16 protein-coding genes and 1 pseudogene are annotated in these 22,191 nt (G+C 46.8%); 9 read left to right on the forward strand and 8 right to left on the reverse strand.

Translation table 11 applies throughout. From position 1 onward, the window contains the following. Window positions 1-40 precede the first annotated feature (40 nt). The 4 genes from ppnN to queF all read right to left on the reverse strand — a co-directional run bounded on the left by ppnN (window position 41) and on the right by queF (window position 6,586). Window positions 41-1,417 (reverse strand): nucleotide 5'-monophosphate nucleosidase PpnN, encoded by a 1,377-nt coding sequence (ppnN, locus tag KHO06_RS03460; protein ID WP_005447570.1) that lies wholly within the window; start codon window positions 1,415-1,417, stop codon window positions 41-43. A 217-nt stretch (window positions 1,418-1,634) separates the two neighbouring features. Further along, window positions 1,635-3,200, reverse strand: a complete 1,566-nt coding sequence (locus KHO06_RS03465; RefSeq protein ID WP_212582104.1) for a GGDEF domain-containing protein — start codon at window positions 3,198-3,200, stop codon at window positions 1,635-1,637. Between the two features lie 98 nt (window positions 3,201-3,298). After that, window positions 3,299-5,581, reverse strand: coding sequence for a tetratricopeptide repeat protein (locus tag KHO06_RS03470; RefSeq protein WP_212582105.1), 2,283 nt, complete (start codon window positions 5,579-5,581; stop codon window positions 3,299-3,301). 159 nt (window positions 5,582-5,740) lie between these two features. Then, window positions 5,741-6,586: an NADPH-dependent 7-cyano-7-deazaguanine reductase QueF gene (gene queF, locus KHO06_RS03475; protein ID WP_038891670.1), complete on the reverse strand. Its 846-nt coding sequence runs from the start codon at window positions 6,584-6,586 to the stop codon at window positions 5,741-5,743. A gap of 107 nt (window positions 6,587-6,693) precedes the next feature. On the opposite strand from queF, the gene syd reads away from it, so the two are divergent. The 4 genes from syd to KHO06_RS03495 all read left to right on the forward strand — a co-directional run bounded on the left by syd (window position 6,694) and on the right by KHO06_RS03495 (window position 11,803). Next, complete coding sequence (gene syd, locus KHO06_RS03480) at window positions 6,694-7,239, forward strand: SecY-interacting protein (protein WP_005432679.1); 546 nt, start codon at window positions 6,694-6,696, stop codon at window positions 7,237-7,239. A 2-nt stretch (window positions 7,240-7,241) separates the two neighbouring features. Beyond that, on the forward strand, window positions 7,242-8,018 hold the full coding sequence (locus KHO06_RS03485; RefSeq protein WP_005432677.1) for a Zn-ribbon-containing protein: 777 nt from the start codon (window positions 7,242-7,244) through the stop codon (window positions 8,016-8,018). A 316-nt stretch (window positions 8,019-8,334) separates the two neighbouring features. Further along, complete coding sequence (locus KHO06_RS03490; protein WP_212582106.1) at window positions 8,335-10,530, forward strand: 5'-nucleotidase C-terminal domain-containing protein; 2,196 nt, start codon at window positions 8,335-8,337, stop codon at window positions 10,528-10,530. A 91-nt stretch (window positions 10,531-10,621) separates the two neighbouring features. Next, window positions 10,622-11,803 carry a YibE/F family protein gene (locus KHO06_RS03495; RefSeq protein ID WP_212582107.1) on the forward strand — a complete coding sequence of 394 codons (1,182 nt, stop codon included), beginning with the start codon at window positions 10,622-10,624 and terminating at the stop codon, window positions 11,801-11,803. Window positions 11,804-11,887: 84 nt separating this feature from the next. Here KHO06_RS03495 and KHO06_RS03500 read toward each other — a convergent pair whose 3' ends face one another. Genes KHO06_RS03500 through metN form a run of 3 tightly spaced genes read right to left on the reverse strand, consistent with a single transcriptional unit; the run spans window position 11,888 to window position 14,431 of the window. Beyond that, a complete protein-coding gene (locus KHO06_RS03500) occupies window positions 11,888-12,697 on the reverse strand; it encodes a MetQ/NlpA family lipoprotein (protein WP_212582108.1) in 810 nt (269 codons plus the stop codon). 32 nt (window positions 12,698-12,729) lie between these two features. After that, window positions 12,730-13,407 (reverse strand): methionine ABC transporter permease, encoded by a 678-nt coding sequence (locus KHO06_RS03505; RefSeq protein ID WP_005432672.1) that lies wholly within the window; start codon window positions 13,405-13,407, stop codon window positions 12,730-12,732. Then, entirely contained in the window at window positions 13,397-14,431 is a 1,035-nt protein-coding gene (metN, locus tag KHO06_RS03510; protein WP_005530689.1) for a methionine ABC transporter ATP-binding protein MetN, read from the reverse strand. The genes KHO06_RS03505 and metN overlap by 11 nt, the downstream gene beginning before the upstream one ends. A gap of 343 nt (window positions 14,432-14,774) precedes the next feature. Between metN and gmhB the strand changes: the two are divergent. The 4 genes and pseudogenes from gmhB to treC all read left to right on the forward strand — a co-directional run bounded on the left by gmhB (window position 14,775) and on the right by treC (window position 19,726). Further along, a pseudogene (gene gmhB, locus KHO06_RS03515) lies at window positions 14,775-15,325 on the forward strand (D-glycero-beta-D-manno-heptose 1,7-bisphosphate 7-phosphatase). A 74-nt stretch (window positions 15,326-15,399) separates the two neighbouring features. Then, a complete protein-coding gene (treR, locus tag KHO06_RS03520; RefSeq protein ID WP_086369647.1) occupies window positions 15,400-16,347 on the forward strand; it encodes a trehalose operon repressor TreR in 948 nt (315 codons plus the stop codon). Window positions 16,348-16,522: 175 nt separating this feature from the next. After that, a complete protein-coding gene (treB, locus tag KHO06_RS03525; RefSeq protein ID WP_212582109.1) occupies window positions 16,523-17,947 on the forward strand; it encodes a PTS trehalose transporter subunit IIBC in 1,425 nt (474 codons plus the stop codon). Window positions 17,948-18,040: 93 nt separating this feature from the next. Further along, window positions 18,041-19,726, forward strand: a complete 1,686-nt coding sequence (gene treC, locus KHO06_RS03530) for an alpha,alpha-phosphotrehalase (protein WP_212582110.1) — start codon at window positions 18,041-18,043, stop codon at window positions 19,724-19,726. An 83-nt stretch (window positions 19,727-19,809) separates the two neighbouring features. Here treC and KHO06_RS03535 read toward each other — a convergent pair whose 3' ends face one another. Next, on the reverse strand, window positions 19,810-20,412 hold the full coding sequence (locus KHO06_RS03535; RefSeq protein ID WP_005530699.1) for a YitT family protein: 603 nt from the start codon (window positions 20,410-20,412) through the stop codon (window positions 19,810-19,812). A 347-nt stretch (window positions 20,413-20,759) separates the two neighbouring features. Here KHO06_RS03535 and glyA point away from each other — a divergent pair, with 347 nt between their 5' ends. Next, window positions 20,760-22,010 (forward strand): serine hydroxymethyltransferase, encoded by a 1,251-nt coding sequence (glyA, locus tag KHO06_RS03540; RefSeq protein ID WP_212582111.1) that lies wholly within the window; start codon window positions 20,760-20,762, stop codon window positions 22,008-22,010. Window positions 22,011-22,191: the final 181 nt, after the last annotated feature.

Here is a 22,191-nt window from a genome sequence, read left to right on the forward strand (position 1 = left end):
AAGGGGCGGAATGCCCCTAGTGTAACGAAAGCTGAGTTATCTATCGACCACCATTTTCTCGATGGGCAATACGGTAGCATGGTTCATACGCAGTGCCACCCGGCAGTTTCATGCGGTGCTGCTCTACGAAGTCTTTCAACAGCTTGTCGAGTTTTTTCATCAAGACTGGATCGCCATTGATGGTAAACGGACCTTTGCGTTCGATTTCTCGAATCCCTTCCGCTTTAACGTTACCAGCAACAATACCTGAGAAGGCTTGGCGCAGGCTTGCAGCCAGAACTTGAGGCTGTTGGTTCAAATGCAAATCTAGGCTTGCCATCGCATCATGAGTTGGTTCAAACGGAAGTTGGAACTCTGGCTCAATTTTTAGCGACCAGTTAAAGCTATACGCATCGCCTTTTTCTTTACGATGCTGACGAACCTCGTCCATTGAGCGTTTCATAATACGAGCAACTTCTGCTGGATCATCAATCACGATTTGGTAGTGCTTCTGACCTTCTTCGCCCAATGTATCGGCAATAAAGGCATCGATTGAGCGGAAGTAGGCTTCACTCTCTTTCGGACCTGTAAGTACGATAGGCATTGGTTGGTCGGCATTTTCTGGGTGCATCATGATACCCAAGATGTACAGCAACTCTTCGGCGGTACCCGGACCACCAGGGAAGATAACGATGCCGTGCGCCATGCGAACAAAGGCTTCGAGACGTTTCTCGATGTCTGGCATGATCACCAACTCGTTCACGATTGGGTTTGGTGGCTCAGCCGCAATGATTGAAGGCTCTGTCAAACCAAGGTAACGCTGCTCGGTATAACGTTGTTTGGCGTGACCAATCGCTGCGCCTTTCATTGGACCTTCCATCGCACCAGGACCACAGCCCGTACAGATGTTCAGTTCACGTAGACCCAACTCGTTACCCACTTCGCGAGTGTATTGGTACTCTGTCGCGTTGATTGAGTGACCACCCCAACAAACCACAAGGTTCGGCTCAATGCCGGGCGTCAACGTACCAGCATTACGCAAGATGCCAAATACAAGGTTGGTGATGTGCGTGGCATTGGTGAGGTTAAGACGTTGGTTGTCCGCCAAATGCATGTTTACGTACACGATGTCACGTAAAACAGAGAATAAGTGCTCTTGAATGCCCTTGATGATCTCTCCGTCAACGAACGCATGTTCTGGCGGGTTGGCAAGCTCAAGCTTGATGCCGCGTTCGCGTCGAACTACGTTCACATCAAACGATAGGTATTTATCTAACAGCTCTTTTGAGTTGTCGGTATGGCTACCAGAGTTGAGGACCGCGAGCGTACAATTGCGATAGAGCTGGTAAAGCTCACTTGATGCGGTTTTCTTAAGACGTTCAACTTCCAGTTGTGATAGCAAATCCATGCTACCTGCGGGGCTTATATGGGTAATCATAAGGCCTCCTTGCTAGTGCTTTCTTTGAGGGAAGAAACCAACTCACCTACTTAGCTTATACGTGTCGTTCTACTCAGTGGTTGGCAGACTTTGTTTATAGCGTTTAAACAGCTTAGCAGACTGGAAGAGGAGAAACGTGATAACTCGTTGAAAATTTGAGGCAATATGACAAAACAGCACGTAAAAAGTGTTCGTTTGATTGTTTTTTGAACGCTTTTTAGTTCCAGTTGACTTGGTTGTTACCACGCTGTTTGGCGTCTTTTAGCATGTTACCAAGACGGTCGAGGACGTATTCTGGGTTGTCTGCTTCTTTAAATGATGTAGAAACCGCAGTTAAGGTGATCATGATGTTTTGTTCACGGAACTTGAATGGTAATTTGCTGATGTCACGTTGAATGTTTTTCATCAATTCAAGCGTGTATTCTTCTGATTGTTCCGGGATCAGCAAGATGAACTCTTCACCACCAAAACGCGCTACGGTTTCTGTATCGGCGATACGCTTATTCATGGTACGAGCGATGATCTTCAGCGCTTTGTCGCCAGCGGTGTAGCCATAGCTGTCATTGACTGCTTTGAAGTTATCAACATCAAACAGCACCACACGTAGGTTCTGTTGTGAACGGATCCAGCGACGGTATTCCAGTTCCAATCGGTCGTTGAATGCTGCACGGTTGTATACCTTGGTGAGCGGATCAAGCAGCATTCGCTGAGCTTGGTCTTCCAAACGTCGACGATAGTCTTGTGTGCTTTCGAATACGGCTTCCAGTTGATTCTTGCTGTAACTCAAGCGCTCCTGAAGGGCTTGTTCACGCTCTTCCGTCATTCTTAAGCGTTCGGTCAGTGACGCCATTTTTGCCAGAAGTGGTGACACTTCTCCTTTCAATTCTTCTAAATCTTGCGCTTGTTCGACCGACTCTTGGCTGCGTTCCACCAAGGAGGTCATCTCAGAGTTTAACTCTTGGCGATGTTCGAAGTAGGTTTGGTGTTGGTCGACGTTCTGATGAACGGTTTTAAGGTTGCTCGAAAGCGAAGTGTTCAACTGCTCTAGAAACTGTTCTGACGATTTACGTTCGTACTTGGTGGCTTCCACGACCAGTTTAAGTGTATTTAACGTCAGTTCGATAAGCGACTCTGCATTCACCCCCAACAGTAACTTGGCGCGAATATCCAACAGTTGATCGCCGGATTCACCCTCAAAGTCGAGTTCGGTGATGGTGTGTTGTAGATCGCTGGCAAGGCACTCTAATTGAGATTTATCCGGGCCGTTTTCTAGTTCGCCAAGGTTAAGGCGTGAGTTGGAAGTGATGATCTTGAGCGCGCGTTCGTAGATGCTCAGCAGTTTGGTTGCTTGGTCGACTTTTGTCCCGGCGTGAACTTCCGAAAAGCTCATTAGGTTACGCAACTCGCGTTTTAGCTGCGCAGGCAAGCCAGTGATACGTTGAAGCGTTTCACCACTGTGTTTGATTTGTTCGTCGAGATAACCGGTCTGTTTTTCCATCGCCTTAGACTGCTGTTTGAGCATTCTTTCTAGCACTGCTAAACGAGGGATCAGCGTGCTGACATCTTTTTGATGTTCAAGCTCTTGCTGAATTTCGAGCAGGTAGTTGGTTACTTGAGAGTTTGACCCCTGACAAGCAGAAGACAATGATGCCACAACTCGCTTTAGAACTTGCTGCTCACGTTGAAATTTGAGCGAAGTATCACGATGAGTCAGCCTGAGTTGGTCAAGTTGACAACTCAGCTGATGAAGCTGCGACTGAATATCGGATTCCAAGATTCCCATGAAGCGACTACGGTTAAGTCCATGTACTACTGACGATTATTTGATAATAACAAAAAACTTTATAGCGTCATCACTGATCGTGCTCAACCGTTGGTTAATTACCCGTTTTTTAATATTTTTTTGATGTCGTCCTCATTCTTATAAGAAGAATGAATCTTTATTAGTCCTTGATTGATGGCATGTTGACACGCGGTTCGTATGTCACCAGTTGCAAAGCTCGCGGCTGGTGCGTTATCAATTGCCTTCAAGAATACCCAGTGACTGTGTCTGTCTTTTAAGCTCACTTCACGGGCAATGTGGGTGGCAAGGAGTAACAGGTCAAGTAACTCTTCATCGTTAATCGCCGTGTATGCACGTGGTAAGAATGGATAGTCACTGATGCCCATACGAATGATGCGATTCACATCGTGCTTGGCCGCGAACTCATCCACCCAAGTTTGGAACTTGTTAAACGTTTCTTCTGCAGAGGCATCACGATCGGCGTTTGGCTCGATGTACAACAAGTTAGCATCGGAGAAATGATACAAACGTGTCGGCTTTTGGATGCGTTCTGCTAGGAACTCTCCAAATGCACGCTCTAACTCTAAGCCTGCTTTGTAACCATGCTGAACGTACATGCTGCGTAGGAATGGCAAATCAATCATCACGAAACGCAAACGGTCGTTGAGTGGTTCGTGAATCAGCTCGCCCATCTGCCACTGCTCGAACGTATCGCTCGATTTCTTCAGAGAGCGCGAGAGCTTAACGTTGAGCATGCGTAGGTTACGCAAACGCGAGCGGGAATGGGTAAACAGGTCATCGCGCAGTTTTTCAATTTCAGTCGCTTGGCGTTGCATGATGACGCCACGGCGCATGATGAAGAGGAACATTACCAATACGATAATGAACAATGCGAACGAGATTTTTTGGAACTTGCGGTGCTCCATGCTCACTTGAATCAGCTTTTCTGCCTGGCCGACATAATGGATGCTTTGCTCAGCAAACTCTTTCTGTTGGCGGAAGGCATCTTCACTGATTTGGTTAAGTTGTTTTTGTTCCAGTCGAACTAGACTGGTGTACTTTTTATACGCTTGTAGAGACAGCTGATATTCGCCAGCTTGCTCGTAGCCTAAGCCTAACAAACGGTAGGACTGTTGTTTGATAAAGCCCGTCTCGTCTGGTGCTTTCTCTATTAGGTCGAGCGCTTTCTTCGCATTGACGATGACGTCTTTACTGTCGTTTTGGTGGTACGCCAAGCCAGATTGTAGCAGCGCCGCTTTAGCTTCTAACTGCGGTAAATCTGCATACTCTAACAAGTCCCTAGCACGATCTAAGTACTGCTCTGCCAACGCGTAGTTATAGAGCTGTAAGTAGGTTGCCGCGAGACTCAAACGGATCTTGATGATGCGATTGATGTTCTTGCTGGTGCTGTCGTGGTCAAGCACATTGAAGTAATGCACCAGTGCTAGGTTGAATTTACCTTGGTAGAAGTAGATATCGCCCATTTGCTCTAACACATCAGCCAGAATTGGTGAGCTTGGGTAGCTGTCGTAAAAGTCGGCCGCCTGAGAGAGGTACTCGATGGCTTTATCGTAAACACGGCGCTCTTGGAATAGACGTGCCAACAGACGGTTTACCTTCGCCAGTCTTGCGCCGCTGTCATTCTCAATGGATTGCCAGTAACCATAAAGCAGCTCTGACAGGGCAAGGTTGTACTTCTTATTGTTGAGATAAAATTCGCCTACGGCAGTGTGATAATCAATCAGAGTCAGGTCTGAGCGATTGTCCTCTAGCATGGTTTTGGCTTTTGCGTACAAGCGCTCGGCGTTTACTGAATTGCCGCTGTTAGCCGCCAATAATGCACGCTGCATCACTAAGCGGTAGCGAACGCTGTCAGTGCGTTGTAAAACCGGATTTGCGTCTTCAATCTGTTTTTCGATTTGGTCGAGTTTTTCTTCTGCTGCGGCGTAGTTTTTGTCGTACATCCAAATCATTTGATTGCGCATCAGTTGCACATCCAGATTCATGTACGGTAGTTGGTATTCTTTGGCGAGGCGTTCTGCTTCATCAAGGTTGTTGATGGCAGAGCGAATGTTGCCCATGGCGTAGTCGGCTTGCGCAATGATTTTATGCGCTTCAATCGTACTGCTTGGTGTGCGGATGCTACGGTCGGTCTCTTCACGAGACATGGCAGAAGGGCTGCCGTTCTCTTGGCGCTCAGTCAGTTCACGTTGCAAAAGGTAGTTTTTGGCCGCTTGTTTGGCTTGTGAAGGTTCGATCTCAGCCAGTTGCTGAGCTTCATTAAGCAAAGCGGAAGATAAAATGGTCGCGTGAAGTGGCTGTGCTAACAATAAGCAAAGAAAGCCAATCAGCCTAAATAGACGCGAACTGTCCCAAAACATCCTTTTCGTTCCCTTGAACTGTGTCGTAATTTACGTATTTTTGAATAATCAATAGTAGAGAAAAACGCCCAGCAATCCAACAGATAGCTGGGCGTTTTTGAGTATTTAAGTCATTAGTGTTTGAGTATGGAACTCAAATACTTTCATTACCTACTCAGATTACTGACGTGCCATGCGATTATTGTGTGCTGGCTTGTCTTGTTCCGTTGAGCGGTAAGGGTTGATATCTAAACCACCACGACGAGTATAACGTGCGAATACCGTAAGTTTCGTTGGTTGGCAGTACTTCATCAGGTCAGTGAAAATACGCTCAACACATTGCTCGTGGAATTCGTTGTGCTCACGGAATGACACTAAGTAACGAAGCAGCTTCTCACGATCAAGCTTAGCGCCTTGGTAGCGAATTTCTACGCTGCCCCAGTCTGGCTGATTGGTGATTAGACAGTTCGATTTCAGTAGATGACTGTGAAGAATTTCTTCTACTTGCTCATCACCAGCAGCACCTTCAAGCAGTGCAGCGTCAAAATCGTAGCTAGTGATTTCAATGTCTTGATCATCAATACACTCACCTTCCATCGTTACGATTGGTTGGTTGGTGTAGTGGTTAACTGGGTTTACTTCCACAAGTACCGCTTCGCCTGCACATGCCGATAGATCTTGCGTTAGACGCTCAGTCACTTCTTCCCAAGTAGCAAAACGGGTTTGGTTGTAGCTGTTTAGGTACAGTTTGAACGACTTTGATTCAATCAAGTTGGCGCTGGTCGCTGGAATGTACACTTCGCCAACCGCCACTTGAGGCAAGCCTTTGCTGTTTAGCCAAGATAGCTCGTACAGCGTCCAAATGTCGTGACCTAAAAACGGCAGGCTGTCGCCCAGTTCTAAGTCGTCACGGTTTAGGCTGCGAGGTACAGGTTGCAGCAAGCTTGCGTCGTATTGGTTTGCGTACTCAGTCTTTTTACCAAGCGTCAGGCCAGCAAGCTCTTTAGCGTCAGAATATTTGCTCATACTTTGTGGTCATTTTCGATTAGAATGGCGAGAATTTTACTGAATCCGCTGCTTAATTGCTATCCGGCAGACACCGCAACCTGATAAAAACAAACCAGGAGACCTTCATGACCCAAACCGTTCCTCAGGCTCTACAGGACTTTAGCCTGCGCTACCAACAAGCTTGGCAAGACAAGCACAATGAACTGCCACGCAGTGAAGAGCTTGCTGATCTTGTTTCTCCGTGTGTAGAAGAGAAACGCGATGGGGCAGTACTGTGGAAAGCATTCCCACGTGAAGAGATGGCGGATTTCACTAACGTTGAGAACGCAATTGAGCTGACGCTGCATGAAGACATCAAGGCCTTCTACGGTTCTCAGTACAGCGCTGATATGGACGCGACTTGGCAAGGTAATGAGCTGACGTTGCTGCAAGTATGGAGTGATGATGACTTTACTCGTCTGCAAGAGAACATTCTGGGTCACTTAGTCACTCAGCGTCGTCTAAAGCTAAAACCGACAGTATTTATCGCGGCGACAGATGCAGAGCTGGATGTGATTTCTATCTGTAACCTAACCGGTAATGTGATTCTTGAACGTCTGGGTTCGGATAAGCGAGATGTGCTAGCCGAGACACTGACTGAGTTTCTGAGCAAACTAGAGGCAGCGGTGTAAGCATGTACGTTGTTGAGTTGCAGTTTGAGTGTTTTGATAACACCACCGTAAGCGCCGTAGATAAAGCGATTAATGGTCTGATGGACGCACTGCGTTACAACGGACAAGTTCTGGGTCGTGAATTTCCTATCGTAATGGGTGATGGCGAGTTCTATGTTCGCGTGGTTTGCCCAGAGCAAGACAGTTTGCATCCTCGCTACCATTCTGATTTCGTCAAAGTGTGCATGAATCGTTTGTCGGAAGCGTCGTTGCTTGCGCCGAAAATGCGCATGTTGGGTCGTGATTTGAATTCAGAAGAAGCGGCGGAAGAAGAGACACCTAGTTGGCAAGTGCTGTACACCACGTACGTTCATACTTGCTCTCCACTGCGCAGCGGCGAGACGCTATTGCCAATCCCACTTTACCGTAATGGTGCGACGCTGAATGGTGACCACAAAGCGGTGGTGAAATGGCAAACCGAATGGCAAGCGTGTGATGAAATCCAAATGGCGGGTGGCTGCCGTGCTGAACACGCTGCACTGCATGAAATCTGCGATGCTGACAGCGTGCTGTTCCGCCGCGGTTGGGACTTACGTGGTCGTATTGAATACATCACTAAGATCCCGACTTACTACTACCAATACCGAGTTGGCGGTGAGTCACTTGAAGCGGAAAAAGGGCGTAAGTGTCCAAAATGTGGTGGTGAATGGTTACTCGACGAGCCGCTGCACGATATCTTCTACTTCAAGTGTGACGATTGTCGTATTGTCTCCAACATCTCTTGGGATCACATTAAGTAGTCCATTTTTAAAGCTGGCGTCTATGCCAGCTTTTTTCTATCGCTCTAAATGAATCGAGCCTGTTCAGTAAAATTACCCATTATTGATGCTATCAATGCTTTGATTTGAAAAGTATTTTTGTCAGCCATTCCTCTCATCCCCTTGCTTGTGATCTTTGTTCATATTCAAAGAAAAATGTAACCTAGTTGCATGGTTTATAAGCATTGAAACGTTTGCTTCTCAAAAATTTCAAATAACATCCATATCCTTTTTGAGGTTTTGGGAAGAGGGCCCCTTCCGAAAATATATATAAAAAAATAATCTGGAAGGAATTGAGATGACTTTATTTAAACGAAGCCTAGTCTGCATTGCTGTTGTCGGCTTAATGGCTGGTTGTAACGACGATGACACCAAGTATGTAGAAGTACCGTCGGATTACAGCCCTGTAGTCGCAGAAGGTAAAACACTAACCAACACGCCAGATGTGGTTGTGAAAGGTGAAGCGACACAAGCGGATGAGGTAACCATTGCTATCGCCGCAACATCGGATCTACACGGTCGCTTGTTTGGTTTTGACTACGCGTTGAACGCAGAAGACGATGACGCAGGTATTGCTCGTGTAGCCACTTTGCTTGCTGACCAAAAAGCGGCACATCCAAATATGATCCTGATTGATATCGGTGATACGGTTCAGGGCAACTCCGCGCAACTATTCAACGATGATCCAACTCACCCAGTGGTCGAGAGCATGAACTCTCTTGGCTTTGACGTTTGGGTACCAGGTAACCATGAATTCAACTTTGAGCGTTCGTTTGTCGATCGCAACCTCGATCATTTTAATGGTGCGGTACTGTCTTCTAACATCAAGTGGGAAAGTAACGATGTGAACTACATTCGCGCGTTCCAAATGTTTGAAGTGGAAGGCGTAAAAGTGGCGATCGTTGGTCTAACGCCATCGAACGTGCCGAACTGGGAAGCGTCTGCACCGGATCACTTCAAAGGTTTGAAGTTTGAGAACGAATTGGATGCAACCAAAGAAGCGGTTGACCAACTGGTGTCAGAATACAATCCAGATGTGATTGTGGGTGCGCTTCACCTTGGCCGACAAGAAGATGGTGGTGTGGGCGTTTACGAAATCGCGTCAGCAATGGCGGATAAATTCGATGTTATTTTAGCGGGTCACGAACACGCCAACTATATCGAGCAAGTGAATGCAGACGGCACGGTTACGCCAATCAGCAAATCCACATCAGAAATTGGCGGTGAAAATACGCTGATTGAAGATAAAGCGAAGTCTGGCGAATACAACCAAGACAATCGCGCGCAAAGCGTGAAAATCATTGAGCCGGGCAAGTGGGGTGCTTACCTAGCGAAAGCTGAAATTCAATTGAAGAAAGTCGATGGCAAGTGGACGATGGAAGACACTACATTGACCAACATTGGCACGAAGAAAGTGGAAGAAGAGCAAGCGCTGCAAGCGAAATTCCAATACGTGCACGATATCTCGGTTGAAGATGCGACTCGTGAATTGGGGCGTGTGACAGGTAACTTCACACCAAGTGCAACGGGTTACCCAGACGAAGCGACAGCAACGGATTACAACTACACCGCAGAGCGTTTGTACTCGACGATTCACCTAGCGAAAGTCGTTGATACGCCATTGATGGATGTGATTAACCAAATCCAAATGCAGAAAATTGAAGAGGCGATGGGTGAGGGGAATGGTGCGATTGTCTCTGCTGCGTCGTTGTTCTCTGATCAATCTAACCTAATCGACAACGAAGTTTACACCAAAGGTAAGTCGACCAACTTGTACAAGTACGATAACACCTTACTTGGCGTAGAGATGACAGGTACGAACCTAAAACGCTTCATTGAGTGGTCGTACTCTTACTTCAACCAATATAAACCGGGTGATATTACCGTATCGTTCAAGAAAGGCGCACCAGCTTACCTGTACGATCAATTCGATGGTGATATTGAGTTCACTGTGGATCTGAGCAAGCCGTCTCTTGAGATGGATGAGAACAACGCAGTAACGAATGAAGGTAGCCGTGTGAACATTACCAGTATTGGTGGTGAGCAGTTCGATCCAAACGCGACCTACAAAGTGGCGATGAACAGCTACCGCTTTGGTTCGCAAATCCAGAAATATGGCTGGGCGAGCAAAGACGACGTGTTCTATGACTCAGTGAACGAGCAAGTCTACGCAATTCGCGACATGCTGACGGCTTATGTTGAAGAGCACAAAGGCATTGATGTGGCGGACTTCAGTGGCAGCCTTGGTAACTGGTCGTTCACTCAATACCTACCAAGCGGTGATATCACGACACTGCGTGAGGGCGAAGGCAAAGCGCTGTGGGAACAATTGAAGAACATGGAAATTTGTGTCTCGATTGATTTGGAAAACCCGAAATACCCGGCGATTGTTAAGTCTGTGAACATCAATGATTCGTCTAGCTACTTTGTTAACCCTAACAAAGACGCGGCGACCCTTGATGAGAAAGTCGCAGGTTGTAATCCAACTCATTAATCCTGCATGTGGGCGCGGTAATCTTTACCGCGCCTAATTTTACTCGCTTAAGGCAAAGCCTGTTTGAGTGAGTGATGTAGAAGAGTGCTTCATGATCAAAATAATCTATAATCGATGGGGTTTCACCCTACTCATTACCCTTATCTCCACGCTTATCTTTCAGTTTTCTTCTTCATGGAGTGAAGATTTCCGTCCTAAATCGCGTCAGCAGCAAGAGTTTGTTGAAGCAACCGTCACGCGTTCTATCTCAAACCATGTTGCGCCTGATCCGCTTGTGCCGGATGTGATGACAGGTAAACAAGTCTTCATGGCAAAAATTCTTGAAGGAGAGAGCAAAGGCTTAGAGGTGGAAGTCACCAATCCTCTTAGTCGCCAGCACAACGTGTATGTCAGTGAAGGTGATACCTTCATCATGATGATCCGCGAAACCACCAATGGCACCGTTTATTGGGCGTATAACCACAAACGCTCAGACGCGATTTATCTGATGCTTGCGCTGTTTTGTGCGCTGCTGCTGAGCTTTGGTAAGAAAGAGGGCATCAACTCGATGGTCGCGCTTTATTTCACTGCTGCCTTGATCGTTGGTGTGTTGGTGCCGAGTATTTTTGCAGGTTGGAATCCGATGCTGGTCAGCATCTTATTGATGGTGGTGATCATCGTGGTCAGCTTTATTCTCGTCTCTGGCTATAACCGTAAGAGTTTATGTGCCATGGGCGGCACGTTATTGGGCGTGATCGCCGCAGGTGTCATGGCGCAGTGGTTCGGCGAAATGGCGCACTTGTCGGGTATTTACCTCGACAAAGGCGAAGACGTAATTTACCTAACGTCGGTGAAGATGGGCATTCGTTGGTTGATGTTTGTGACGATTGTCGTTGCTGCGCTTGGTGCTGTTATGGATGTGGCGATTTCGATTGCATCGGCGTACGCGGAGCTGCAACAAACCGACACGAAACTCAAACCAAAGCAGTTGGTTAGAGCGTCGATGAACATTGGCCGAGACATCATGGGTACCATGACTAACACCTTGATCTTGGCGTTTGCTGGCGGCTCATTGACGACCATCATGATGGTGTGGGGGCTTAACATGCCAGCGAGCCAGTTTATGAATATGCCGCTGGTGGGCCTCGCAGTCGTGAACGCGTTGGCGGGTAGTGTGGGGATTGTGCTGACTATTCCTTTTACTGCGTTTCTAGCGCCTTATGTGTTCAAGCATCCTCAAGTGGAAGAACAGGTGAAAAAGAACGTTGAGAAAAACGAAGTTCAGATGTTCTAGCGGTAAAGCAGTAATCAAAACAGATGTAAAAAGGGCGCTCCGATGAGCGCCCTTTTTAATCGTAAGTTTTGTAGAAAGTGGCGATTACCAACCTTTCACTACGCCACCTTTGAAAATGTCTTTCGCTGCTTCGTAAACTTCTTCAGTTTGGTATGCCTTAACGAAGTTTTGTACGTTAGCGGCTTGAACGTTGTCTTCACGAGCAACGATCAGGTTTACATATGGAGACTCTTTGTCTTCAACGAAGATACCGTCACGCTCTGGCGTTAGGTCGATTGAGCTTGCGTAAGTCGTGTTGATGATAGAAATCGCTACGTCATCAAGAGAACGTGGAAGTTGTGCTGCATCTAGCTCAACGATAGTGATGTTTTTCGGGTTACCAACGATGTCACGTACCGTTGCCAGTAGACCAACGCCGTCACGCAGTTCGATCAGACCTTGTTGCTCAAGAAGCAGAAGAGAACGACCTAGGTTCGTAGGATCGTTTGGAACCGCGATACGTGCGCCATCTTCGATTTCATCCACTGATTTTACTTGTTTAGAGTAACCAGCGATTGGGTATACGAAAGAGTTACCAGCAGTCACTAGTTTGTAGCCACGATCTTTTACTTGTTGATCTAGGTATGGCTTGTGTTGGAACGCGTTTACGTCGATTGAGCCATCATCCAGCGCTGCGTTTGGTGTTACGTAATCGGTAAAGGTAACCAACTCAACATCCAGGTTGTATTTCGCTTTAGCAACTTTTGCCGCAACTTCAGCGACCTGTGCTTCCGCACCTGCCATTACGCCAACTTTTAATTTGTTCACGTCGACTTCTTTGTCACCACAACCAGCAAGAACCAGTGCAGAAGCAGCAGTTGCAACAGTCAAAAGACTCTTAAGGCTAAATTTCATCTTTATCTCCTTATAATTGGTATTTTCAATTCTTATCTGTGGTCTACGCGGCGTACGATTGCATCACCGATAGACTGAATAATTTGTACTAGCACAATCAGCATCACGACGGTTACTGCCATGATCACTACGTCATAGCGGTGGAAGCCATAACGGATCGCAACGTCACCAAGACCGCCGCCACCAACTGTCCCTGCCATTGCTGAATAGCTCACTAGCGTTACTAGAGTAATGGTTACTGAGTTAACAATAGTCGGCATTGCTTCAGGAAGCAGAACTTTTGTGATGATTTGTGTTGGTGTCGCGCCCATAGATTGCGCTGCCTCAACCAAACCTGATGGTACTTCCAGTAGTGCGCCTTCAATGAGACGTGCCACAAATGGGATAGCTCCGATGGTTAAAGGAACAATCGCTGCTGTTGTACCGATAAAGGTACCAACCAACAGTTTGGTTACTGGAATAATCGCAACCATCAGTACTAGGAAAGGAACCGAGCGACCGATGTTAACGATGGCGCCAAGCACGCGATTCAGTTTGGTGTTTTCCAGCAAGCCACCTTTTTTAGTGGTGTGCAAAATGACGCCGAGTGGAATGCCCACTGCAAAACCAACGATGCCTGCAACCGCAACCATGTAAAGGGTTTCCCACGTTGCGCCCAAAAGTAGGTTGCTGTTTAAGCTCAGCCATTCAGAAATCGTATTAAAGGACATAGCCAAGTACCTCTACTTTCACGTTGTGCTCACGCAGGAACTCAATCGCTGCGTTATCGTCTTCTTCGTTACCAAACAGCTCCGCGACCATCATGCCGAACTTCACGCCGCCAGCGTAATCCAGATCGGAACTTAGGATGCTCACATCGATGTTGAACTTACGAGCGATTTGCGTCATCAGAGGTGCATCCACGGTAGCGCCAGTAAATTCTAGGCGAACCAATGGGTAACTGTTTTCTACGCGCGTGGTTTGTAAGCGAGCTTGGTAATCTTCTGGGATAGAAAGATCCAAAGTAGAGCGAATGAACTCGTGTGCCAGTGCGGTCTTCGGATGCGCGAAGATTTCACCCACGGTGCCTTTCTCCACTAGCTCACCATCACCGATGATCGCCACTTCGTGACAGATGCTCTTAACCACTTCCATTTCGTGAGTGATCAGTAGAATGGTGATTTCTAGCTTGCGGTTGATTTCTTTGAGCAGTTCTAAAATGGACTGTGTCGTTGCAGGATCCAGCGCGCTGGTTGCTTCGTCACAAAGTAGCACGCTAGGGTCTGATGACAACGCACGAGCGATAGCCACACGTTGCTTTTGACCACCACTGAGGTTTGCTGGGTAGCTTTCATGCTTGTCTGCAAGACCGACGAGCTTAAGAAGCTCAGTCACTTTTGTTGTGATTTGCGCTTTGTCTTTACCTGCTAGCTCAAGAGGGAGTGCGACATTGTCGAAAACGGTGCGAGACGACAGCAGGTTAAAGTGTTGGAAGATCATCCCGATGTTGCGGCGAGTTTCTCCCAATTGCTTTTTGCTTAATTTGGTTAGGTCAACGCCATCTACGATGATGGAACCTGAAGTTGGAGCTTCCAGCATGTTTACACAACGGATGAGGGTACTTTTACCCGCGCCCGATGAACCGATAACACCAAAGATGGTGCCCTTCGCGATATCTAGGTTAATGTCCTTAAGGGCAAGAATTTCCTTACTGCCTTGGTAGAACACTTTATTGACGTTTTTTATTTCTATCATGTTTCAACCTGCACAGAGATACTGGGAACTTCGCTGTTAAAAACGGCTTTTAACAGGAGTAAATTTTGAACTCTATCTCAATTCTCAGTTGATGCTATGGGTTAAGCAGTAGTAAGTCAATAGATATTTTTACGTCTAGACGTCTAAATGTATGGATGTTCTGTAGGGAGAGTAAAACAGAGGATGTACGCTAGAAGGAAGCAATTAAGAGGGATACTTAAGATTTACCGATTCTCGGACGGCAAATCAACTGTTTTGTCGCGAACTTACACCAATTAGATAGTGTGAGTGCTTATAAGGTATGTAATAATCTGATGAAACCGAGTAAATAGAGAAATACGTTTTGGCAAAACCTGCTGTTTTTATCGATCGTGACGGCGTGATTAACGTTGACCACGGTTACGTTCATGATGAACATGATTTTGAGTACATTGACGGTGTGTTTGAAGCGACAAAAGCGCTGAAAGAGAAAGGCTACCTGTTGGTGCTTGTGACCAATCAATCTGGCATTGCACGTGGTAAATTCAGCGAAGACCGTTTCTTGTCTTTGACTCAATGGATGGATTGGAACTTTGCTGACAATGGCGTTGAGTTCGACGGCATTTACTACTGCCCACATCATCCTGAGCATGGCATCGGTGAGTACAAGCAAGATTGTGACTGCCGCAAGCCAAAACAGGTATGTTCATTTCTGCGCGTGACTTCTTGAAGATCGACATGGAGAAGTCTGTGATGATCGGCGACAAAGCCGAAGACATGATGGCAGCTGAGGCGGCAGGCGTTGGCACTAAGATTTTGGTTCGTACTGGTAAACCAGTAACGGAACAAGGCGAAGCGATTGCTACGGTTGTACTTGATAGCATTGCCGATGTGCCTGCGTACCTAAACAAGTAATCTTCATTACTGATTGAGATAAGGGAAGCCGCTGCTTCCCTTTTGTTTGATTCCTTCTTTTAGTCTGAACACTTATGAGCAAAAAACTCACCATTCTTGATATCGCGAAATTGGCTGGCGTGGGCAAATCGACGGTTAGCCGTGTACTTACCAATGATCCCAAGGTAAAACCGCAAACGCGTGAGAAGGTTGAACAAATCATTCGTGAATCAGGTTATGTGCCCTCCAAATCAGCACAATCGATGCGTGGTGGCAGCCAGAAAGTGGTCGGCGTGATCATTTCTCGTCTTGATTCCCCATCAGAAAACCGTGCCGTCGGCACTATGCTTAGTGCTTTGTACTCGGCAGGGTACGACGTGGTGATCATGGAGAGCCAGTTCGATCGCGATAAAACCAACGAGCATTTGGACGTTCTTAAACGTCGCAATGTCGATGGGGTGATCGTTTTTGGCTTTACTGGGTGTGATGAGCAAGCGTTAGCGGAGTGGGGCAATCGCATTGTCGTGATCGCCATGGACACTCAATTGGTTTCTTCGATCAACTATGATAACCAAGGTGTTATCGACATGGCGCTCTCCCACCTGGAACAACAATCTATTTCTCGTATTGCCTATATTGGTGTTGATCCAGAAGACCGTACCACGGGTCTCGCTCGCCTAAATGCTTACCAAGCTTGGTGTGAGAAAAAGCGTGTCGAACCTTGTTTTCAAACGGGCAAACTTAGCCACGAAAGCGCCTACCAGCTGGTGGATCAAGTTCTTCAACCGGATACGCAAGCCATCGCTTGTGCCAGTGACACCATTGCTCTCGGTGTGATCAAACGTCTGCAAGAAATCGGACGTGAAGATGTGGTGGTCACTGGTGTGGGTGGCAACGAACTACTCTCGTTCCTTTTTCCAAATGTCTTCAGCGTAGATCCAGGCTATGCACATGCCGGTGAGAAAGCCGCTAAGATGCTGATCAATCAGTTAAACGGTGATGAGTCTGTGGTGCATTTTACCCAGCAACCGATCCGCCATTAATCCCCCTGTCGACAATCTGCTCTAAAATTATACTGTGATCATTCTCAATTAATGGGACTGTTCCCATTTTGTTTTTTAAAGCGAGCTGGCATTATTAAAATTATCAAATGGGAATGTTCCCAAAATAAAAATAATACGACGAATTGAATGTATCCAGTACAGGGTGGACAAAGTTATGAGTAAGATTGCGCGTCAAGATGTAGAGCGTCTTATTGAGCTGGTCGGGGGATCGGACAATATTGCCAGTGTTAGCCACTGCTTAACTCGCTTACGTTTCGTGTTGAATGACACAGACAAAGCCGATACCAAACAGTTAGATGCACTGCCTATGGTGAAAGGCTGTTTTACCAACGCAGGTCAGTTCCAAGTGGTGATCGGCACGGAAGTCGATGAGGTATACAAGGTACTGATTGAGTTAAGTGGTAAAAGTGAGGCGAGCAAAGATGAATCTAAGAACGCCGCTCGTCAAAACATGAACATCGTTGAGCGTGGTATTTCCCACCTTGCTGAAATCTTTGTACCACTGCTACCTGCGATCATCACTGGTGGTTTGATTCTTGGTTTCCGTAACGTGATTGGCGACATCAAGATGTTTGATGGCCAAACGCTCACGGAAATCAGCCAGTTTTGGGCAACGGTACACTCTTTCTTATGGCTAATTGGTGAAGCAATCTTCTTCTTCCTACCAGTTGGCGTTTGTTGGTCGACAGTGAAAAAGCTCGGTGGTACTCCGATTCTGGGTATCACATTGGGTGTCACACTGGTTTCGCCACAGTTAATGAACGCCTACCTAATTGGTAAGCAAGTGCCTGAAGTATGGGATTTTGGCTTATTCGCTATCGAGAAAGTGGGCTACCAAGCGCAAGTGATTCCTGCGATGTTAGCGGGTGTTGCCTTGGCGTTCATAGAAACCAATTTAAAGCGCATCATTCCGTCTTACCTTTACCTAGTGGTCGTGCCGTTTGTCTCTATCATTGTGTCTGTGATTCTTGCGCACTCTATTATTGGTCCATTCGGTCGCATGTTGGGTGACGGCGTTGCTTTCGCAGCAAAAGCAGCCATGACGGGTGACTTCGCAATGATTGGCTCAACCATCTTCGGTTTCCTATACGCGCCATTGGTAATTACCGGTATTCACCACACTACTAACGCGGTTGATCTTCAACTGATGCAAGAGCTAGGTGGCACGCCAATTTGGCCTTTGATTGCACTTTCAAACATTGCTCAAGCGTCTGCAGTAGTCGGTATCATTATCATCAGTAAAAAACACGGCGAGCGTGATATCTCAGTGCCTGCGGCTATCTCTGCTTACCTTGGTGTGACTGAGCCAGCGATGTACGGCATCAACTTGAAAAACAAATTCCCAATGCTAAGCGCGATGATCGGCAGTGCGATTGCCGCTGCTATCTGTGGTAGTGCAGGTGTGATGGCGAACGGCATCGGTGTGGGCGGTTTGCCGGGCATCTTGTCTATCCAACCGCAGTTCTGGGGTGTCTTTGCTCTGGGGATGTTGGTGGCGATTGTGGTCCCTGTGGCACTGACGCTTGTGCTGTATAAGCGCGCACAGATGAAAGGCGAGTTAGAAACCGCTAACGCGTAATTCAAACTGAGGCAGTGATTTGGCTGCCTCGTTTATCTCCTCTATTTTTTAAAGATTTTTAAGTTTCCGTTTAATGGTAAGTGAGCGTTAGAAATGGCAATGACCAAGCATGATGAGAGCTGGTGGAAAACCGCAACCATCTACCAAATTTACCCAAAAAGCTTTTGTGACAGTGGAAGTAAAGGCACGGGCGATATTAAAGGGATCATTTCTAAGCTGGATTATCTAAAACACCTTGGTGTGGATGCGATTTGGCTGACGCCGGTTTATCAATCGCCAATGATCGACAATGGTTATGACATTTCCGATTACTATGCGATCAACCCAGATTTCGGCACTATGCAAGATTTCGATACCCTGTTGGCTGAGGCTCACCAGCTGGGTATTCGAATCATCATGGATATCGTGGTGAATCATACTTCGACAGAACACAAGTGGTTCCAATCGGCATTGGGTGATAAAAACAGCCCATACCGTGATTACTACATCTGGAAAGATCCGGTTGATGGCGCAGAGCCAAACAACTGGCAATCTAAGTTTGGTGGTAACGCTTGGGCGTTGGATGAAAAAACGGGTCAGTACTATTTGCACCTGTTTGCTAAAGAGCAAGCGGACTTAAACTGGGAAAACCCAGTAGTGCGTGAAGAAGTGAAAGAAGTCATTGGCTTTTGGGCAGAGAAAGGTGTGGATGGTTTCCGTCTGGATGTCATCAATCTGATTTCCAAGCAGCAAGATTTCCCAAGTGACGATATTGGTGATGGTCGCCGTTTCTACACGGATGGTCCACGTGTGCACGAATACCTTCAAGAGATCAGCGAAGCCGTGTTCCAAAAATATGGCAGCGTGACGGTGGGTGAAATGTCTTCCACCACGCTAGAGCATTGTCAGCAGTATTCAGCGCAAGATGGTAAAGAGCTATCGATGGTGTTCAACTTCCACCACTTGAAAGTCGATTACCCGAATGGTGATAAATGGACGAAAGCGCCGTTTGATTTCATCCAACTGAAACAGATCTTCAACCATTGGCAAACTGGTTTAAATGGCAAAGGGTGGGGCGCGCTATTTTGGTGTAACCACGACCAACCACGCGTTGTGAGCCGATTAGGTAACGACCAACAATACCGCGTCGAGTCTGCCAAAATGCTTGCGGCATCGGTGCACATGATGCAAGGCACGCCTTATGTTTATCAAGGTGAAGAGATCGGCATGACCAACCCGGGCTACACCGAAATCAGCCAATATCGCGATGTTGAAAGCACGAACATGTACGACATCATGGTCAATCGCGATGACGTATCTCACGACGATATGATGGCGATTTTGGCGCAGAAGTCGCGTGATAATTCACGCACGCCTATGCAATGGAACAGCGCGAAACACGCGGGCTTTACTGAAGGCACGCCGTGGCTAGAGGTGGCTCAGAACTATTCAGAGATCAACGCGGAAGCCGCGATTGCCGATTTGAACTCGGTGTTCTACTTCTACAAGCGCTTGATTGAACTGCGTAAGCAGGTACCAGTCATCACCGATGGTCGTTACGAGGACTTACTGCCTGAGCACAAACGTATTTTTGCTTACGCACGTCAGAACGACAAGCAAACGCTGCTGTGTATTAACAACTACTACGGCGAAGAAGTGGAGTGTGTGTTACCAGAGCGCTTTGATATGAGCAAAGCCAAGAACCGGCTTTCCAACTATCAAAATGCGACCAGCGCGATTGCTTCCAATCACCAAGTACTGCGTCCTTACGAAACTCGCATCTTGCTGATTGAAGAATAAAAGCAAATAAAAAGTACCCCTAAGGATTTCGATCCTAAACAAAAGGCTTTGGAGTGCTCCCCAAAGCCTTTTATTTTTTCATCCTATGACCCGTAGCTTACAGAATAACGATGCGGTTTGTGATTCATTGCAAGTACAAGGTTCAGTGCGAAGGCGCCAAGAATAGATAAGCCGATCACCCAAGGTGTGACGAAGAAGAAAGATGCAAACAAGATGCACGCGTCGATCGCCATCTGAGATTTCCCGACCGAAATACCGAATTTGTCTTGAATGAACAAGCACAGCACGTTGAAGCCACCCAAACTTGAACGGTGACGGAACAGGATCAACATACCCAAGCCCATCAACAGCCCGCCAGCAACCGCACAGTAAATCTCATTAATCGACTCGAGTGAGATCAGCAAATACAGATTATCCGCAAAGATAGAAACCAAAGCGCCAGAAATTGCACTATTAATCGCAAAATGACGGCCGAAGCGTTTCCATGCTAGCAAGTAAAAAGGACAGTTGGCTAAAAAGTACAGCACACCAAACGTAAAAGGTGTAAATTGGCTAATAAGCAGAGCCAATCCTGTAGTGCCTCCGGTTAAGAGGTTCGCGGATTGGAGAAAGAAAACGCCTTGAGCGACCAAAAAGGTCCCCGTAAGAATTGCCATCCAGTCTTCTTTTCTTGAGTGTTTTTCCATCTATTATGCAGTCGTTAGTGATAAATCGGGCGTGCATAGTAGTAAAAAGATGATCTTTTCGGTAGCTAGAGGGTAAAATTTGCGGTAAACCTATGTAATTGTCGTTTTACAGGGTGTAAAGCACAAAATTGACAGTCAATGAGTCATGGTTAAACGATTGCAACATCGTCATGATATTTCTTGCTTGTCACCATGAAAAAACTGCATGAGAAAAATTGTAAATTTCTCTTTATGACCTAGATCAAATTATGTAGAATGCGCGCCATTAGGTCGACGAAAACGTTTGCGTTAGGTCGTTATCCAGTTTTTTTGCAACTTTCAGTACCAATCTGAGTCAGGAGATACAGATGCTTAAGCGTGATATGAACATCGCAGATTACGATGCGGAACTGTTCGCAGCTATCCAGGAAGAAACACTTCGCCAGGAAGAACACATTGAACTAATCGCTTCTGAAAACTACACAAGTCCACGAGTTATGGAAGCTCAAGGTTCTCAGCTAACGAACAAATACGCTGAAGGCTACCCAGGTAAGCGTTACTACGGCGGTTGTGAGTACGTAGATAAAGCTGAAGCACTGGCAATCGATCGTGCATGTCAACTGTTCGGTTGTGAGTACGCGAACGTACAGCCTCACTCAGGTTCTCAAGCAAACAGCGCAGTTTACATGGCGCTTCTAAACCCAGGCGACACAGTTTTAGGTATGAGCCTAGCGCACGGTGGTCACCTAACTCACGGTTCTCCAGTAAACTTTTCTGGTAAGCACTACAACGTGATTCCTTACGGTATCGACGAAGCAGGTCAAATCAACTACGACGAGATGGAACAGCTAGCGCTTGAGCACAAGCCTAAGATGATCATCGGTGGTTTCTCTGCTTACTCACAAATCGTTGATTGGAAACGCATGCGTGAAATCGCGGACAAAGTTGACGCTTACCTATTCGTAGACATGGCACACGTTGCTGGTCTAATCGCAGCTGGCGAGTATCCAACACCAGTTCCACACGCTCACGTAGTAACTACGACTACGCACAAAACGCTAGCAGGTCCTCGTGGCGGTCTTATCCTTTCCAACGAAGGTGAAGAGCTGTACAAGAAGCTGAACTCAGCAGTATTCCCTGGCGGTCAAGGTGGTCCTCTAATGCACGTTATCGCTGGTAAAGCGGTAGCGTTCAAAGAAGCGATGGAGCCTGAATTCAAAGCTTACCAAGCTAACGTTGTGAAAAACGCGAAAGCAATGGTCGGTCAATTCCAAGAGCGTGGCTACAAGATCGTTTCTAACGGTACTGAGAACCACCTATTCCTAGTTAACCTAATCGACAAAGACATCACTGGTAAAGATGCAGATGCAGCACTAGGTGCAGCAAACATCACAGTAAACAAGAACTCTGTTCCAAACGACCCACGCAGCCCATTCGTAACGTCTGGTATCCGTGTTGGTACGCCAGCAATTACTCGTCGCGGCTTCACTGAAGATGACGCGAAAGAGCTAGCAAACTGGATGTGTGACGTTCTAGATAACATCGGCAACGAAGAAGTTATCGAAGCAACAAAACAGAAAGTTCTAGAAATCTGTAAGCGTCTACCAGTTTACGCGTAACTTACTTCATTGAGTGCGCCGATTTCGTTGTCGAACATACTCATTTGCTAGAAGCAAACTCCGTGTGTTCTCCTAGAACTCGACCCATCTATTTCGAAAGTTCACCCAATTTAAAGGTCCTCATTTGAGGGCCTTTTTGTTTTTCTAGCGTATGGAAGTATCAGCTCAGAGTACGTTGCAA

The organism is Vibrio sp. B1FIG11, from assembly GCF_905175335.1.
GTDB classification, from domain to species: domain Bacteria; phylum Pseudomonadota; class Gammaproteobacteria; order Enterobacterales; family Vibrionaceae; genus Vibrio; species Vibrio campbellii.